This window comes from Serratia sp. CC22-02 (assembly GCF_900182895.1).
Classification (GTDB): Bacteria; Pseudomonadota; Gammaproteobacteria; order Enterobacterales; family Enterobacteriaceae; genus Serratia; species Serratia nevei.
Genome location: NZ_FXUD01000002.1, coordinates 560,977 through 575,711, shown reverse-complemented (window position 1 = coordinate 575,711; position 14,735 = coordinate 560,977). Strand labels below are relative to the sequence as shown.

Below are 14,735 nucleotides of genomic sequence, written 5' to 3'. Positions count from 1 at the left end.
TGATAACGGGTTTATATGGAATATAAATTTCAATAACAAGCGCGCGGGAAAATAAAGTTCATATTCGTGATGCCGTTCATGAAACGTTGACGGGATGATGCAACGCAGAAAGCCCAGACACGGCTTGCCGTATCCGGGTGAGATAAAATGAACCGTTTATTTCATATCACGGTAAACCGTTGGCGCCGTGCTGCACGTAGCCGGGGCGTTGCAGCAGGCGCTGCTGATAGGCCGCCAGCGCCGCATAATCCGGCCGCTCGAACGGCGTCATCAGCCAGCGATTCAGCGACAGCCCCAGCACCACGTCCGCCAGCGTGAAAGCGGCGCCGGCGGCATAAGGGCCGTGCTGCGCCAAATGCCTGTCCAGCAACCCCATCAGCCGGTTCCACTCACGCTCGGCGGCGGCCAGGCTGGCGGCATCCTGATAATCCGCATGCCCACGCACCCGCGACATGAACACATAGCGCCAGGCGCCGTTCAGATCGGTGGCCTGCCAGTCCATCCACATCTCCACCGCCGCACGCGCGCCGGGTTCCTGCGGCAGCAGATCGCGGCACCCTTCCCGCCCCGCCAGATAGCGGCAAATGGTGTTCGACTCCCACAGCACCCGCTCGCCGTCGATCAGCACCGGCACCAGGCCGTTCGGGTTCAGCGCCAGAAACGCCGGCTCCTGCGTGGAGCGAAAGCCGCTGCCCCACTCCTCCCGCGCCAGCGGCAGCCCCAGCTCCTGGCAGGTCCACAGCACCTTGCGCACGTTGATCGATGAAGCCTTGCCCAAGACTCTCAGCATCGGTTTTCCTTATTCTTTCCAGAACGGTTTATAGCCTTCACGCCGGGCTTCCACCTGCGTCAGGCCGATGTCCGCCAGCTGCCTGTCGTTCAACAGTAACAGCTCCTTTCTCGTTCTGTGCCGCAGCAGATAGAGACGCCAGCGTGACCAACCTACCGAGCGCCGCAGCGGCGTACCAGAAAACAGAGCCATGTTGTTATTCTCCCTGATGTTTTCACGTTGCAGTCATCATGCTCGCCGGGAGAAAAACAATACAGATTCACACTGGCGCTATTTTTTTCATACAGCTGTGCCAAAAAAACCGCTGAATGGTTTACTTTGAAAGCATCTGTACCGGTTTTTTAATCATTCATCCCGATAAGAGGCCTCTGTATGACACGCTACGCCACCCTGGCCGCCATTCTCAGCCAACGTATTCAGCAAGGGCTGTATCCGGCCGGCCACCGCCTGCCTTCGGTGCGCACGCTGAGCCAGGAGCACGGCGTCAGCATCAGCACGGTGCAGCAAGCCTACCGACTGCTCGAGGAACAGCGCCTGGTGGAAGCGCGGCCGAAGTCGGGCTACTTCGTGCATACGCAGCGCGCGCAGGCCGAGCTGCCCGCCATGACGGCGCCGGTGCAGCGGCCGGTAGACATTTCGCAATGGGAACAGGTGCTGGAGCTGGTGCGCAGCCGGCCGCGCGAGGGCTTGATCCAGCTGGGGCGCGGCATGCCGGATATCGCCGAACCGACGATGAAACCGCTGATTGTCGCCCTGCGCAACGCCGCCCGCCACGGCGACCTGCGCAGCCTGTACTACGACAGCATTCAGGGCGTGGCCGCGCTGCGCGAGCAGGTTGCCCGCCTGCTGCTGGATTCCGGCTGCCAAATCGGCCCCGATCAGTTGCTGATCACCACCGGCTGCCAGGAAGCGATCTCCGCCGGGCTGCGCGCCGTTTGCCAACCCGGCGACATCGTGGCGGTCGACTCGCCCTGCTTCCACGGCACCATGCAGACGCTGAAGGGCCTGGGTATCAAGGCGCTGGAAATCCCCACCGATCCGCTCACCGGCGTCAGCCTGGCGGCGCTGGAGATGGCGCTGGAACAGTGGCCGGTCAAGGCCATCCTGCTGACGCCCAACTGCAATAACCCGCTGGGCTACATCATGCCCGACGCCCACAAACAGCGGCTGCTAACGCTGGCGCAGCGCCACGACGCGGCGATCATCGAGGACGACGTCTACGGCGACATCGCCTATCACTACCCGCGGCCGCGCACCATCAAGTCGTTCGACGAAGACGGCCGCGTGCTGCTGTGCAGCTCGTTTTCCAAAACGCTAGCGCCGGGGCTGCGGGTGGGCTGGATCGCGCCCGGCCGCTACCTGGAGCGGGTGCTGCACATGAAGTTCATCGGCTCCGGCGCCACCGCCACCCAGCCGCAGCTGGCGATCGCCGAATTTATCCGCGGCGGGCACTATCTGCAGCACCTGCGGCGCATGCGTGCCCGCTACCAGCAGAACCGCGACCGCATGACCGACCTTATCCTGAAGCACTTCCCGGCCGGCACCCGCGTCAGCCGGCCGCGCGGCGGCTTTATGCTGTGGATCGAACTGGACGAGGCGTTCGACACCCTGCGGCTGAACCGCCATCTCGAGCCGCAGGGCGTGCAGATCGCCGTCGGCAGCATCTTTTCCGCCGCCGGCAAATACCGCAACTGCCTGCGCATCAACTATGCACCTAAGCTGACGGCGGAGATCGAACAAGCGGTGCAGCGGGTCGGCGCCACCATCCAGCAGCTGATGCCGAGCGGCGTGCTGCAACCTCAGACGGACTGAAGCAAAAACTCCGCCACCCGGCGGCGCAGATGTTCGATGCCCTGCGGATGGTGAATAAACTGCGCCACCGGCATCATCTGCCAGCGCTGGCCTTCATCGCCGAAGCGAATGGCGGCGATCTGCGCCGGGGCGATGTCGCCGGCCATAAACCAGGTCGGCGGGGAGCCGGGCAGGATGCCGTCGTAGCGCCGCCGCCAGGTCACCTGGCATTCGGCGATCGCCACGCCGAATTCTTCCTGCGTCTCCCGCTGCACGCACTGCAGCGGCGTTTCGCCGTTTTCCCGCCCGCCGCCGGGCAGATCCCACTGGCCGGGCCACGGAATGCCCGGTTTGTCGTCCCGCTGGTAGACCAGCAAGCGATCGTCGCACAGCAGCGCGATCTTGGCCCCGCCAAACGCCTGATCCGTCATGTTTTCTCCGCTCCCCGCCCATCCTCTTTGACTGAACATCATACTTCATCCCCGCGCGGCCTGGTGTATAGTGAAAATCCGTTTTCACAACAGGCGAACAATGACGATGAACTCTCCGTTTCTGGTGACTCCCCAATGGCTTGCGCAGCATATCAACGATGAAAATCTGGTGGTGATCGACGTCCGGATGTCGCCGGTCGGGCTGACGCCGAAGAAAGACATGCTTGCCGAGTTCGAACGCGGCCATATCCCTGGCGCGGTCTATTTCGATATCGACGAGGTGGCGGACAAAAACACCGCGCTGCCGCACATGCTGCCGACGGCGGCGGAGTTTGGCGCGGCGGTGGGCAAGCTGGGCATCAGCGAGCGCGATACCCTGGTGATTTACGATGAGGGCAACCAGTTCTCCGCGCCGCGCGGCTGGTGGACCTTCCGCAATTTCGGCGCCCGGCATGTTTACGTGCTGGACGAAGGGCTGAACGGCTGGACCGCGCTGGGCCAAGCGCTGGAGACCGGCCCGGCGCAGCCTGAGCCGCAGACGTTCAACGCCCGGTTCAACGCCGACGCGGTGGTGGATATGCGGCAAGTGGAACAGGCGTTAGGCACGCCGGTGCAAATTCTCGACGCGCGCGCCGCGCCGCGCTTTTATGCCGAAGCGCCGGAGCCGCGCCCCGGCCTGCACCGCGGCCATATTCCCGGCAGCATCAACATTCCGTACGGCGAGCTGCTGGAGAACGGCCGCTTCAAATCGCTGGAAGCGCTGCGCCAAACCTTCAGCGACAAGGGCGTGGACATCAACGGGCCGATCATCACCAGCTGCGGCTCCGGCGTGACGGCGGCGGTGCTGGCGTTCGGCCTGCTGTCGCTCGGCGCGCCGCAGGTCAAGCTGTATGACGGCGCCTGGAGCGAATGGGGCCAGCTGAGCGGCAAGCAGCCTATCGCTAAAGATTAAGTGCCGATCCGCTCGACCACGATCTGCGCCAGCCGCTGCACGGCGGCGGAAGGCTGATCCTCGGCGCGGTGCAGCACCACGCCGAGCTGGCCGAGAGCGGGCAGCAGTTCGGGCGCCAGCGGCGCCAGGCCGGGCGGCAAACCCGCCGCCGTGCGCACCGTAACGCCCAACCCGGCATTCACCGCCGCCCAAACGCCGTTCAGGCTGCGGCTGGTAAAGGCAATGCGCCAGGGAATGCCGGCGCGATCCAGCGCCTGCGTCGCCGCGCTGCGCATCAGGCAAGGCGCGTCGAACATCACCAGCGAAAGCGGCTCATCCCCTTTCCGCCAGGGCGCCAGCGCGAAGCCGGGCGAGGCGATCCAGTGCAGCTGCCGCTGCCCCAGCGCCTGATGAAACGGCGTGCTCAAACCGCCATCCCACGCTAGCGACAGATCCAGCTGGCCTTTCAGCACCCAGTCGATCAGCTCGGCATTGCGGGCGATGCGCGCCTCGATGCGCACCTTCGGATTGGCGCGCGCGAAGCTGCCTAATACCTGCGGCAGAAACGTCTCGCCGAAATCCTCCTGCAGCCCCAGCCGCACCGTGCCCTGCAGATCCAACCCGCGCACTGCGGCGGCGGCTTCGTCATTGAGCTCCAGCAGACGGCGCGCGTAGCCGAGCAGGGTTTCCCCCGCCTCGGTCATCACCATGCCGCGCCCGGCCTTGCGCAGGATCGGCGCGCCGACCTGTTGTTCCAGCTTTTTCAGGTGGGCGCTGACCGCTGAAGTCGAGCGCCCTAACCGTTCAGCGGCCTTGGCAAAGCTGCCCAGTTCGACGCCGGTAACGAAGCTGCGCAAATCCTCGAGATCGAACGTTATTCGCCCCATGCTGACCATCCTGATTTTCTGAATCATCAATCAAAATAATACCGATTTTACTGATAAAGATGGCGTGTCACGCTCTCCCGGTCAATGTCTTTCCGGAGAATCCTTATGCTCGCGATGCAATACCGTTTCACCCTGCCCGCCGATTACGACATGGCGATCGTCCGCCGCCGCATCGCCGATTTCGGCCACCGGCTCGACGCCTGCCCGCAGCTGATCGTCAAAGCCTATCTGTACGCGCAGCGCAGCGAAGGCAGCGCCGAGAACCTCTACGCCCCCTTCTACCTGTGGAACAGCAGCGCCGGCATGAGCGACTTCCTGACCGGCGAAGGTTTCAGGGGGCTCAGCCAGGCATTCGGCTGGCCACGCGTCAATCATTGGCTGCCGTGGCTGGCGCATTTCGATCGTCCTCATCTGACCGAGGCCGCCTGGGCGACCTGTCAGGAGCAGATTATCGCCCCCTACAGCGATCTGCCTGCGCTGCGTCAGCAACAGCAGGCGGCCCCCGGCGCGCTGGCCTCCATCGTGGCATTCGACCCCGCCGACTGGCGATTAGTGCGGCTGGATTTATGGCGTGAACCGCCGCAGTCCCCTGTGCAAAACGGCCAGCTGTTCCGCGTCGGCCATCTGTCCGCCCCCTTTGACCACACTGCGCCGCGGGTTGACAGCTAAACTTGATATTGATAATCATTATCAACACTAAACATTCATTTGCGGTTCGCGGGATGCGGGCCGCTCTCCGGGGTCAACCGCCATGCCGTCATCACCGATCACACCTTACGCCACCACCTGCTGCATCGTGGGGGGCGGCCCCGCCGGGCTGATGCTCGGCTATCTGCTGGCGCGGGCGGGGATCGACGTGACGGTGCTGGAGAAGCACGCCGACTTCCTGCGCGATTTTCGCGGTGACACCATTCACCCGTCGACGCTGGAAGTCATGCACCAGCTGGGCCTGCTCGACGAACTGCTGACGCTGCCACACCAGCGTGCCGAATCCCTGCACGCCGAAGTCGCCGGGCGCGACATTAAGCTGGCGGATTTCACTCGCCTGCCGACGCGCTGCAAATTTATCGCCTTTATGCCGCAGTGGGAGTTCCTCAACTTTTTGGCACAGCAGGCCGCCGCATTCCCCCATTTCAGGCTGCTCACCTCGACGCAGGTTCATCAGCTGCTCTACGACCGCGGCCAGGTATGCGGCGTGCTGGCCGACACGCCGGAAGGCCCGATCCGCGTGCGCAGCCAGCTGGTGATCGGCACCGACGGCCGCAACTCGGTGGTGCGCGAGCAGGCGGCGCTCAGCAGCCGCTCCTTCGGCGCCCCGCGCGACGTATTGTGGATGAAGCTCAGCAAGCAGCCGGGCGATCCGGCCTGGTCGATGGGCCATACCGGGCCGAAGCAGAACTTCATCATGATCGACCGCGGCGACTACTGGCAGTGCGGCTACTCGATCGATAAAGGCAGCTTCGACGCGATCCGCCGCAGCGGCCTGGAGAAATTTTTGCTGCACCTCGCCGAGGTGGCGCCATTCCAGGACGATCGCCTGCAGGAGATCGTCGAGTGGGATCAGCTGAAGCTGCTGAGCATCCGCATCGATCGTCTGGATCGCTGGGCCAAACCGGGGGTGCTGTGCATCGGCGACGCCGCGCACGCCATGTCGCCGATCGGCGGTGTGGGCGTCAACCTGGCGATTCAGGACGCGGTGGCCGCCGCCAACGCCCTGATCCCGCCGCTGCGCCAGCATCGGCTGCAGCTGAAGCATCTGCTGAGCGTGCAGCGCCGGCGCGAATTCCCCACCCGGGCCATCCAGTTTTTGCAGATCAAAATGAGCCAGCGCAAGCCGGGCGAACGCCGCGCGGCGGGCGGTTCGCGCCTGATCGCCCGCGTCGGCAACAGCCGCTGGCTGCCGCGCCTGTTCGGCCGCATCATCGGCCTGGGTTTTCGCCGTGAAACGCCGCGACATCTGTCCAACGACACCTGCCCGCCGGAATAATATTGGTTGTTTTTCCATCGCACCGTATAATGGTTAAATCGAACGATTTAATTAACTGGAGCGATTAAATGTACGCACTCAGCGCGAACGAGGCCAAAACCCAATTCGGCGATTTGCTGCTCAAGGCGCAGCGTGAGCCGGTGCAAATCAATCGCAACGGCAAACCGGTCGCCGTCGTCATGTCGGTAGAAGACTACCAGGCGCTGGAAGATCTCAAATTACGCGCGCTGCAGCAAAAAATCGCGCAGGCTACCGCCGAGGAAGACGCCGGTAAGGCGGTAGACGGCGATGCCTTCTTCAACCGTCTGCTCACCGACGAAACCGACTGATATGCCCGCGTTTCGCCTCACCCCGCAAGCCCAACAAGATCTGTTGGCTATTCGTCATTTCACCGTCGAGCACTGGGGCAAAGCGCAATCTCACCGCTATCTTGAGCAGTTGAGAGAGGTCATGCATCATCTGGCGGATATGCCGGAAGCGGGTAAGGCACACTTTCACGATCTGGGCGAAGAGATACGCAGTTTTCCTTACGCCAGCCATAGGATCTACTACCGCAGCCGCCCTGCCGGCATCACCGTTCTTGCCATTCTGCACCAGGCGATGGTGCCCCACCGGCATCTGGAACAACGGCTGTAATTTTTCTTACTCAAAGGGGCACAGATGTTCACCGTCCGTCAGGCATTGCTGGAAGATTTAACGCAGGTGCGCGATATCGGCATCCGCACCTATCGCGCGCACTTCGGTGAGCTGTGGCGCTACCCGCACGAGCTGGAGGCCTTTCTGGCCGAGGATTTTTCCATTTCCGCGCTGGAGCGGACACTGCGCAATCCCGACGTGTGCTGGCTGTTGGCCTATGAGGATGACGCCCTGGTCGGCTATGCGCGCGTGAACTTCGACAGCCTGTTGGCCGCCACCCAACGGCGCGGCGCCGAACTGCAAAAGATCTACTTCCTGCCGGATTACGCCGGGCGCGGTTTCGGCCGACAATTTTTCGAACAGGTGCAGCGGCAGGCCGTCGAACGCCGGCAGCCCCTGCTGTGGCTGGAAGTGCTGAAACAGAACGCCGACGCCCAGCGCTTTTATCAGCGGCAGGGCCTGGCCGTATGTGGCGAGGCCCAATACACCAGCGAACAGGGTGCCATCGAACTTTGGACGATGAGCAAGGCGCTGTAACCGCGCCCCGCTCCGTCGTCGTTTAGCGCGGCTCCCGCTGCAGCATCAGGAACAGCAAGGCAAACGCATTGGGCGCCAGGTAGATCAGCGCCCCCAGCTGCACCGCCAGCGGATCCTTCTTGGCCTGCCAGGCCATAAACCAGTCGCCGGCGACCACCATAAAGCCGACGCCCCACACCGCAATTGCGCAAATCGCCCCCAGCATCGCCCAGGCTTTACCCTTGGCGAAGGCGGCGTAAGGGCCTTTCAATCGCCCGATCATCAGCACCACGCCTGCGGCCGCGAATAGGCCGGCCAGCGTTTCCAGCGTGGTGATGACAGCCAACCCCAACATGCAGGCCCAGTCGGCGCTGATCGCGCGCCACATCAACCCCGGCGTCTGATAGGTATCCTGCATGGCGAGCAGCGGGCCCACCGCATTGCGCGCGGTGCCGGCGAAATCCGCCGTATTGTTCAACAGGCTGAACAGCCCCCACAGGGCCGGAAACAGGGACAGGACAATGCAACCAAGGCGTGACACAGTGATTTCGTTCATGGTTATCCTTAATGAATAAACGGGTGACTCCCGCCCTCATGACGGGACCGCTATTGAGATCCTGAGAGTTTGACGTGCACAATGTAAGAACTAATCTTACAATGACGCAGCATAGCCGAAAGTGAGGAGGAACAATGGGCAGAACATTAACGGTAGATCTGGGTGACGAACTGCGTAGCTTCGTCGAAGACCTGGTGGCCAGCGGCGATTACCGCACGCCCAGCGAAGTCATCCGCGAATCGGTGCGCACCTTGCGCGAACGTACCGCCACCTCAAAGTTGGAAGAGCTTAGGCGCTTGATCGCCGAAGGAGAAAACAGCGGTGAGGCCGTCGAATGGGATCGTGATGTGTTCATGGAAAGAATACGGAGCAAAGCAAAAGGATGCGCAGAAAAGTAACCATTCGTCCAAAAGCGTTGGACGATATGGAAGAGATCTATTTTTACGGGTTGGCGCGCTTTGGCTTACAGGTGGCCGAAGATTATCTGCGCCGCCTGCATCAGGCTTTCGATAACCTTAGCCACCACCAACTCGGCAGAAACCTCGATGAAATCGGCCCCGGCCTATGGGTATTGCCCGTCGCCAACCACCTGATTTATTTTCGACAGCACAGGTGGGAGGTGAATATCATCAGAGTGCTGCATCATTCCCGCGATCCGCTCAGCCGATCCTTTTTCAGCTGATCCAACGTCAAATCGCCACCAGCCCGCGTACGCCATCCTGTTCCATATTGCTGCCGGCGCCGCGCTGCACGATGCTGCCGCGCGACATCACCAGATAGCTGTCCGCCAGATCGGCGGCAAAGTCATAGAACTGTTCCACCAGCAGGATCGCCATATCGCCCTTCGCCGCCAGCTGCTTGATCACCGCGCCGATCTCCTTGATCACCGAAGGCTGGATCCCTTCCGTCGGCTCGTCGAGGATCAGCAGCTGCGGCCGGCAGGCCAGCGCCCGGCCGATCGCCAGCTGCTGCTGTTGCCCGCCGGAGAGATCGCCGCCGCGCCGATCCTTCATTTGCCGCAGCACCGGAAACAAGTCATAGATCGGATCCGGCACCGTGCGCGCGGCGGCGCCGGAAAAGCGCGCCAGCCCCATCAGCAGATTTTCCTCCACCGTCAGACGCGGGAAAATCTCCCGCCCCTGCGGCACATAGGCGATGCCCGTCTGCACCCGCTGATGCGGTTTTTTACCGGTGATGGTTTCGCCCTGCCAACGGACGCTGCCGCTGCGCGCCGGGACCAGCCCCATCAGGCATTTCAGCAGCGTGGTCTTGCCCACGCCGTTGCGCCCCAGCAGGCAGGTCACCTCGCCGATGCGCGCCTCGAACGACAGGCCGCGCAGAATGTGGCTGCCGCCGTAATACTGATTCAATTCCTCTACCTGCAGCATCGTTACGCCTCCTCAGCGCCCCAGATATACCTCAATCACCCGTTCATCGGCCTGCACCTGGGCCAGCGATCCTTCCGCCAGCACCTGCCCCTGGTGCAGCACCGTCACGCGATCGGCGATGGTTTCCACAAACCCCATATCGTGTTCCACCACCATCAGCGAATGCTTGCCCGCCAGCTCGCGGAACAGTTCGGCGGTGTAGTCGGTTTCGGCGTCGGTCATGCCGGCCGCCGGTTCGTCGAGCAGCAGCAGGTGCGGTTCTTGCACCAGCAACATGCCGATCTCGAGAAACTGTTTCTGCCCGTGGGACAGCAGCCCGGCGGGCCGGTGGCGTTCATGCCCCAGCCGCAGGGTCTTCAACATCTCGTCGATGCGGTCGCGCTGTTCGCTGCTCAGGCGAGCGCGCAGGCAGGCCCACACCGATTTGCGGGTTTTCTGCGCGATCTCCAGATTTTCGAACACCGTCAGCGCCTCGAACACCGTCGGTTTTTGAAACTTGCGGCCGATGCCGGCGTGGGCGATCTGCATCGGCGCCAGCCGGGTCAGATCGACGGTCTGATCGTAAAACACCCTGCCGCTGTCCGGCCGGGTCTTGCCGGTGATCACATCCATCAGCGTGGTCTTACCGGCACCGTTGGGGCCGATCACGCAGCGCAGTTCGCCGACGCCAATGCGCAGCGACAGATCGGTCAGCGCGCGAAAACCGTCGAAGCTGACGTTGACGTTGTCGAGCTGCAGCACCGGATCGGTTTGCTGCCGGTATTTATCCGCCGGCAGCGGGTGGGTAAACAGCTCGTCGTTCACTTGCATCGCTTTCATGAGGTTTTCCTCCGGCGCAGCAGGCCGATCACCCCTTTGGGCAGAAACAGCGTGACGACGATAAACATCAGGCCGAGGAAGAACTGCCAGTATTCGGGAATGGCCATGGTGAACCAGCTCTTGGCGCCGTTGACGATGCCGGCGCCGAGCAGCGGCCCCACCAGCGTGCCGCGCCCGCCGAGCGCCACCCAGATGGCGGCCTCGATCGAGTTGGTCGGCGACATTTCGCCGGGGTTGATGATGCCGACCTGCGGCACATAGAGCGCGCCGGCCAGCCCGCACAGCACCGCCGACAGCGTCCAGACGAACAGCTTGAAGCCCTTCGGATCGTAGCCGCAGAAGGTCAGCCGGTTTTCCGCATCGCGCACCGCGGTCAGCACCCGGCCGAACTTGCTGCGCGCCAGCGCAAAGCCGATGGCCAGGCTGGCGGCCAGCAGCAGCACCGTCGCCAGAAACAGCGCCACCCGCGTGCCGGGGCCGGTGATGGGAAAGCCGAGCAGCGTGGTGAAACCGGTAAAGCCGTTATTGCCGCCAAAGCCGGTTTCGTTGCGAAAGAACAGCAGCATGCCGGCATAGGTCAGCGCCTGGGTCATGATCGAGAAATACACCCCTTTGATTTTCGAGCGGAAGGCGAAGTAGCCGAACAGGAAGGCCAGCAGGCCCGGCACCAGCACGATCAGGCACAGCGCCCAAGCGAAATGCTGGGTGCCGCTCCAGAACCACGGCAGCTCATTCCAGGAGAGGAACGCCATAAACGCCGGCAGCCCGTCGCCCGCCGCCTGCCGCATCAGGTACATGCCCATGGCGTAGCCGCCGAGCGCGAAGAACAGCCCGTGGCCGAGCGACAGCAGCCCGGCATAGCCCCATACCAGATCGAGCGCCACCGCCACCACCGCGTAGCACAGGATCTTGCCCGCCAGCGTCAGGGTATAGGTGGACACCGCCAGCGGATGATCCGCCGGCAACAGCGTCATGAACGGCATCACCAGCAGCGCCAGCAACGCCAGCCCGCCGATGCTCAACGCCAGCCGGGGCGCTTTCTGCACGCCGGTCACGGTCAATGGTTGGCTCATCAGTCAATCACCCTGCCCTTGAGGGCGAACAGCCCCTGCGGGCGCTTTTGAATAAACAGAACGATCAGCACCAGGATCAGGATCTTGCCCAACACGGCGCCGATCTGCGGCTCGAGGATCTTGTTGACGATGCCGAGGCCGAAAGCCGCCGCCACCGTCCCCGCCAGCTGGCCGACGCCGCCGAGCACCACCACCAGGAACGAATCGATGATGTAGCCTTGCCCCAGCTCCGGCCCGACGTTGCCCAACTGCGACAGCGCCACCCCGCCGAGCCCGGCGATGCCGGATCCCAACCCGAAGGCCAGCATGTCCACCCGCCCGGTGGGCACGCCGCAGCAGGCCGCCATCGCGCGGTTTTGCGTCACCGCGCGCACGTTCATGCCGAGCCGGGTCTTGTTCAGCAGCAGCCAGGTCATCGCCAGCACCAAGAGCACGAACGCGATCACCGCGATGCGGTTCCACGGCAGCACCAGGTTCGGCAGCAGCTGCACGCCGCCCGACAGCCACGCTGGGTTGGCGACCTCGACGTTCTGCGCCCCGAACAGCACCCGCACCAGCTGGATCAACACCAGGCTGATGCCCCAGGTGGCCAGCAGGGTCTCCAGCGGCCGGCCGTACAGGTGGCGGATCACCGTGCGCTCAAGCAGCATGCCGATCCCGGCGGTGATGGCGAACGCCACCGGCAGCGCCGCCAGCGGGTAGAGCGCCAGCCACTGCGGCGCAAACTGCTGAAACAGCCCCTGCACCAGGTAGGCGGAATAGGCGCCGAGCATCAGCATTTCGCCGTGCGCCATATTGATGACGCCGAGCAGGCCGTAGGTGATCGCCAGCCCGAGCGCCGCCAGCAGCAGGATCGAACCGAGCGACAGGCCGCTGAACGCTTGGCCGAGCAGATCGCCGATCATCAGGCGATGCTGCACCCGCTGCAGGCTGCGTTGCGCCTCGGCGCGCACCGCGGCGTCCGGCTCGTGGGCGGCATCGGTCAACGCTTGCAGCCGCGCGCGGGTTTCCGGTTCACCCGATTCGCCCAACAGCCGCACCGCATTGAAACGCACCTGCGGATTGCCGTCGGTCAATTGCAGGTTCGCCAGCGCAATGCTCAGCGCGTCGCGTACCTGCGGGTCTTTCTCCTGCGCCAGCCGCCGGGTCAACAGCGGCAGCTGATCGCCCTGCGCTTCGCGCTGTAGCGCAGTCGCCGCCTGCAGCCGCACCGCCGCGTCCGCGCTGACCAACCGCTGCGCCGACAGCGCATTGGCGATCAGAATGCGCAGCCGGTTGTTCAGCCACACCTTCTTCGGTTCGCCAACCGGGGCCGCCTCGCCCTCGAGCGGCAGATAGCGATCGCCCTGGCGGATAAAGGCGCGCTTCGCCCCGTCGATCGCCACGGTTTCCTGCTGCAGCCCCTGCAGCAGCGGCAGGCGCGCGGCGTCCGGCTCGGCCGCCCATGCCTGCAACAACTTGGCCTGCTGCGCACGGTTGGCCGCCGCAAACTCATCGGCCGGCCCGGCCTGCGCCAGCAGGGGCCAGGCGCACAGCAGCCATAGCCCGACGCGCAGAGAGGATAAAAACGGAGATTGCATCAGCTGCCTCTTCTGTTGGGCCGGCGGGCGTTGGGCCGCGCCGGCGCTGAGTGACGTTACTTGCCGCCTTTCACCGGGTAATCCGGCTTCTTGTCGTTGCCGGCGATATACGGGCTCCACGGCTGCGCGCGCACCGGCGCTTCGGTCTGCCACACCACGTTGAACTGGCCGTTGCCCTCGATCTCGCCGATCATCACCGGCTTGTGCAGATGGTGGTTGGTCTGGTCCATGGTCAACGTGAAGCCCGACGGCGCGGCGAAGGTTTGCCCGGCCATCGCCGCGCGCACCTTATCGACGTCGGTGGTGCCGGCCTTTTCCACCGCCTGCGCCCACATGTGGAGGCCGACGTAGGTGGCCTCCATCGGATCGTTGGTGACCGCGGTGGCGTAATTCGGCAGGTTGTGCGCCTTGGCGTAGGCTTTCCACTGGCTGACAAACTGCTTGTTGGTCGGGTTATCCAGCGATTCGAAGTAGTTCCAGGCCGCCAGGTTGCCCACCAGCGGTTGGGTATCGATGCCGCGCAGCTCTTCCTCGCCGACCGAGAAGGCGATCACCGGCACGTCGGTGGCCTTGACGCCCTGGTTGGCCAGCTCTTTGTAGAACGGTACGTTGGAGTCGCCGTTGATGGTGGAGATCACCGCCGTGTTGCCGCCGGCGGCAAACTTCTTGATGTTGGCGACGATGGTCTGGTAATCGCTGTAGCCGAACGGCGTATAGACCTCTTCGATATCCTTGTCCTGCACGCCTTTGCTGTGCAGGAAGGCGCGCAGGATCTTGTTGGTGGTGCGCGGATAGACGTAATCGGTGCCCAGCAGGAAGAAGCGCTTGGCGCCGCCGCCGTCCTCGCTCAGCAGGTATTCCACCGCCGGGATCGCCTGCTGATTCGGCGCCGCGCCGGTATAGAACACGTTCGGCGACATCTCTTCGCCTTCGTATTGCACCGGGTAGAACAGCAGCCCGTTCAGCTCCTCAAACACCGGCAGCACCGACTTGCGCGACACCGAGGTCCAGCAGCCGAACACCGCCGCCACCTTGTCCTGGCTCAGCAGCTGACGCGCCTTCTCGGCGAACAGCGGCCAGTTGGAGGCCGGATCCACCACCACCGGCTCCAGCTTTTTACCGAGCACCCCGCCTTTGGCGTTGATCTCGTCGATGGTCATCAGCGCCACATCCTTCAGCGGCGTCTCGGAAATCGCCATGGTGCCGGAGAGCGAACTCAGAATGCCGACCTTGATGGTGTCGGCGGCCTGCGCGCTCCAGGCCAGGCCCAGGCCGATCGCGGCGGCGGACAGCGCAAAAGCTTTGATAAAACGACGACGTTGCATAGTTCAAACTCCTGATGTGTGTGAA

At 63.5% G+C, this 14,735-nt stretch carries 19 protein-coding genes; 9 read left to right on the top strand and 10 right to left on the bottom strand.

Annotation, left to right across the window (positions count from 1 at the left end; translation table 11 throughout):
• Nucleotides 1-166: 166 nt before the first annotated feature.
• Nucleotides 167-790, bottom strand: a complete 624-nt coding sequence (locus tag QOL81_RS09635; RefSeq protein WP_060421158.1) for a glutathione S-transferase family protein — start codon at nucleotides 788-790, stop codon at nucleotides 167-169.
• 9 nt (nucleotides 791-799) lie between these two features.
• Nucleotides 800-982: a DUF1127 domain-containing protein gene (locus tag QOL81_RS09630; RefSeq protein ID WP_060421155.1), complete on the bottom strand. Its 183-nt coding sequence runs from the start codon at nucleotides 980-982 to the stop codon at nucleotides 800-802.
• Between the two features lie 180 nt (nucleotides 983-1,162).
• Between QOL81_RS09630 and QOL81_RS09625 the strand changes: the two genes are divergently transcribed.
• Nucleotides 1,163-2,602, top strand: a complete 1,440-nt coding sequence (locus QOL81_RS09625; RefSeq protein WP_141958450.1) for an aminotransferase-like domain-containing protein — start codon at nucleotides 1,163-1,165, stop codon at nucleotides 2,600-2,602.
• Here QOL81_RS09625 and QOL81_RS09620 read toward each other — a convergent pair.
• Nucleotides 2,590-3,012 carry an NUDIX hydrolase gene (locus QOL81_RS09620; protein WP_060421150.1) on the bottom strand — a complete coding sequence of 141 codons (423 nt, stop codon included), beginning with the start codon at nucleotides 3,010-3,012 and terminating at the stop codon, nucleotides 2,590-2,592. The genes QOL81_RS09625 and QOL81_RS09620 overlap by 13 nt on opposite strands.
• A 106-nt stretch (nucleotides 3,013-3,118) precedes the next feature.
• Between QOL81_RS09620 and sseA the strand changes: the two genes are divergently transcribed.
• Nucleotides 3,119-3,964 (top strand): 3-mercaptopyruvate sulfurtransferase, encoded by an 846-nt coding sequence (gene sseA / locus QOL81_RS09615; protein ID WP_089185679.1) that lies wholly within the window; start codon nucleotides 3,119-3,121, stop codon nucleotides 3,962-3,964.
• On the opposite strand, the gene QOL81_RS09610 is transcribed toward sseA, so the two are convergent.
• On the bottom strand, nucleotides 3,961-4,830 hold the full coding sequence (locus tag QOL81_RS09610; RefSeq protein WP_169318164.1) for a LysR substrate-binding domain-containing protein: 870 nt from the start codon (nucleotides 4,828-4,830) through the stop codon (nucleotides 3,961-3,963). The two genes, sseA and QOL81_RS09610, sit on opposite strands and share 4 nt — an antisense overlap.
• 105 nt (nucleotides 4,831-4,935) lie before the next feature.
• Here QOL81_RS09610 and QOL81_RS09605 point away from each other — a divergent pair, with 105 nt between their 5' ends.
• From QOL81_RS09605 to QOL81_RS09585, 5 genes are all read left to right on the top strand, one after another.
• Entirely contained in the window at nucleotides 4,936-5,499 is a 564-nt protein-coding gene (locus tag QOL81_RS09605) for a DUF4865 family protein (protein ID WP_060421144.1), read from the top strand.
• Nucleotides 5,500-5,581: 82 nt separating this feature from the next.
• Entirely contained in the window at nucleotides 5,582-6,817 is a 1,236-nt protein-coding gene (locus QOL81_RS09600; protein WP_197757731.1) for an FAD-dependent oxidoreductase, read from the top strand.
• A gap of 68 nt (nucleotides 6,818-6,885) precedes the next feature.
• Nucleotides 6,886-7,146: a type II toxin-antitoxin system Phd/YefM family antitoxin gene (locus QOL81_RS09595; protein ID WP_033637606.1), complete on the top strand. Its 261-nt coding sequence runs from the start codon at nucleotides 6,886-6,888 to the stop codon at nucleotides 7,144-7,146.
• Nucleotide 7,147: 1 nt separating this feature from the next.
• Complete coding sequence (locus QOL81_RS09590; protein WP_047568680.1) at nucleotides 7,148-7,453, top strand: type II toxin-antitoxin system RelE/ParE family toxin; 306 nt, start codon at nucleotides 7,148-7,150, stop codon at nucleotides 7,451-7,453.
• Between the two features lie 24 nt (nucleotides 7,454-7,477).
• The gene (locus tag QOL81_RS09585; RefSeq protein WP_147839581.1) at nucleotides 7,478-7,990 is read left to right on the top strand and encodes a GNAT family N-acetyltransferase; all 513 of its coding nucleotides are present in this window, start codon (nucleotides 7,478-7,480) and stop codon (nucleotides 7,988-7,990) included.
• Between the two features lie 22 nt (nucleotides 7,991-8,012).
• On the opposite strand, the gene QOL81_RS09580 is transcribed toward QOL81_RS09585, so the two are convergent.
• Nucleotides 8,013-8,525 (bottom strand): DUF2165 family protein, encoded by a 513-nt coding sequence (locus tag QOL81_RS09580; protein WP_049272535.1) that lies wholly within the window; start codon nucleotides 8,523-8,525, stop codon nucleotides 8,013-8,015.
• A gap of 134 nt (nucleotides 8,526-8,659) precedes the next feature.
• On the opposite strand from QOL81_RS09580, the gene QOL81_RS09575 reads away from it, so the two are divergent.
• Together QOL81_RS09575 and QOL81_RS09570 are read left to right on the top strand one after the other, a co-directional pair.
• Entirely contained in the window at nucleotides 8,660-8,923 is a 264-nt protein-coding gene (locus QOL81_RS09575; protein WP_123894195.1) for a type II toxin-antitoxin system ParD family antitoxin, read from the top strand.
• Nucleotides 8,908-9,207, top strand: coding sequence for a type II toxin-antitoxin system RelE/ParE family toxin (locus tag QOL81_RS09570; RefSeq protein ID WP_147839583.1), 300 nt, complete (start codon nucleotides 8,908-8,910; stop codon nucleotides 9,205-9,207). Before QOL81_RS09575 ends, QOL81_RS09570 begins: the two co-directional genes overlap by 16 nt.
• A gap of 7 nt (nucleotides 9,208-9,214) precedes the next feature.
• Here QOL81_RS09570 and urtE read toward each other — a convergent pair whose 3' ends face one another.
• From urtE to urtA, 5 genes are read right to left on the bottom strand one after another with little or no spacing between them, the layout of a single operon-like run.
• Nucleotides 9,215-9,913: an urea ABC transporter ATP-binding subunit UrtE gene (urtE, locus tag QOL81_RS09565; RefSeq protein WP_149572085.1), complete on the bottom strand. Its 699-nt coding sequence runs from the start codon at nucleotides 9,911-9,913 to the stop codon at nucleotides 9,215-9,217.
• Nucleotides 9,914-9,925: 12 nt separating this feature from the next.
• The gene (gene urtD / locus QOL81_RS09560; RefSeq protein WP_197757732.1) at nucleotides 9,926-10,732 is read right to left on the bottom strand and encodes an urea ABC transporter ATP-binding protein UrtD; all 807 of its coding nucleotides are present in this window, start codon (nucleotides 10,730-10,732) and stop codon (nucleotides 9,926-9,928) included.
• Complete coding sequence (urtC, locus tag QOL81_RS09555) at nucleotides 10,729-11,805, bottom strand: urea ABC transporter permease subunit UrtC (RefSeq protein ID WP_060421132.1); 1,077 nt, start codon at nucleotides 11,803-11,805, stop codon at nucleotides 10,729-10,731. The genes urtD and urtC overlap by 4 nt, the downstream gene beginning before the upstream one ends.
• Complete coding sequence (gene urtB, locus QOL81_RS09550) at nucleotides 11,805-13,385, bottom strand: urea ABC transporter permease subunit UrtB (protein WP_100396117.1); 1,581 nt, start codon at nucleotides 13,383-13,385, stop codon at nucleotides 11,805-11,807. Before urtB ends, urtC begins: the two co-directional genes overlap by 1 nt.
• A gap of 56 nt (nucleotides 13,386-13,441) precedes the next feature.
• Nucleotides 13,442-14,710 carry an urea ABC transporter substrate-binding protein gene (urtA, locus tag QOL81_RS09545; RefSeq protein ID WP_038880098.1) on the bottom strand — a complete coding sequence of 423 codons (1,269 nt, stop codon included), beginning with the start codon at nucleotides 14,708-14,710 and terminating at the stop codon, nucleotides 13,442-13,444.
• Between the last annotated feature and the right edge of the window lie 25 nt (nucleotides 14,711-14,735).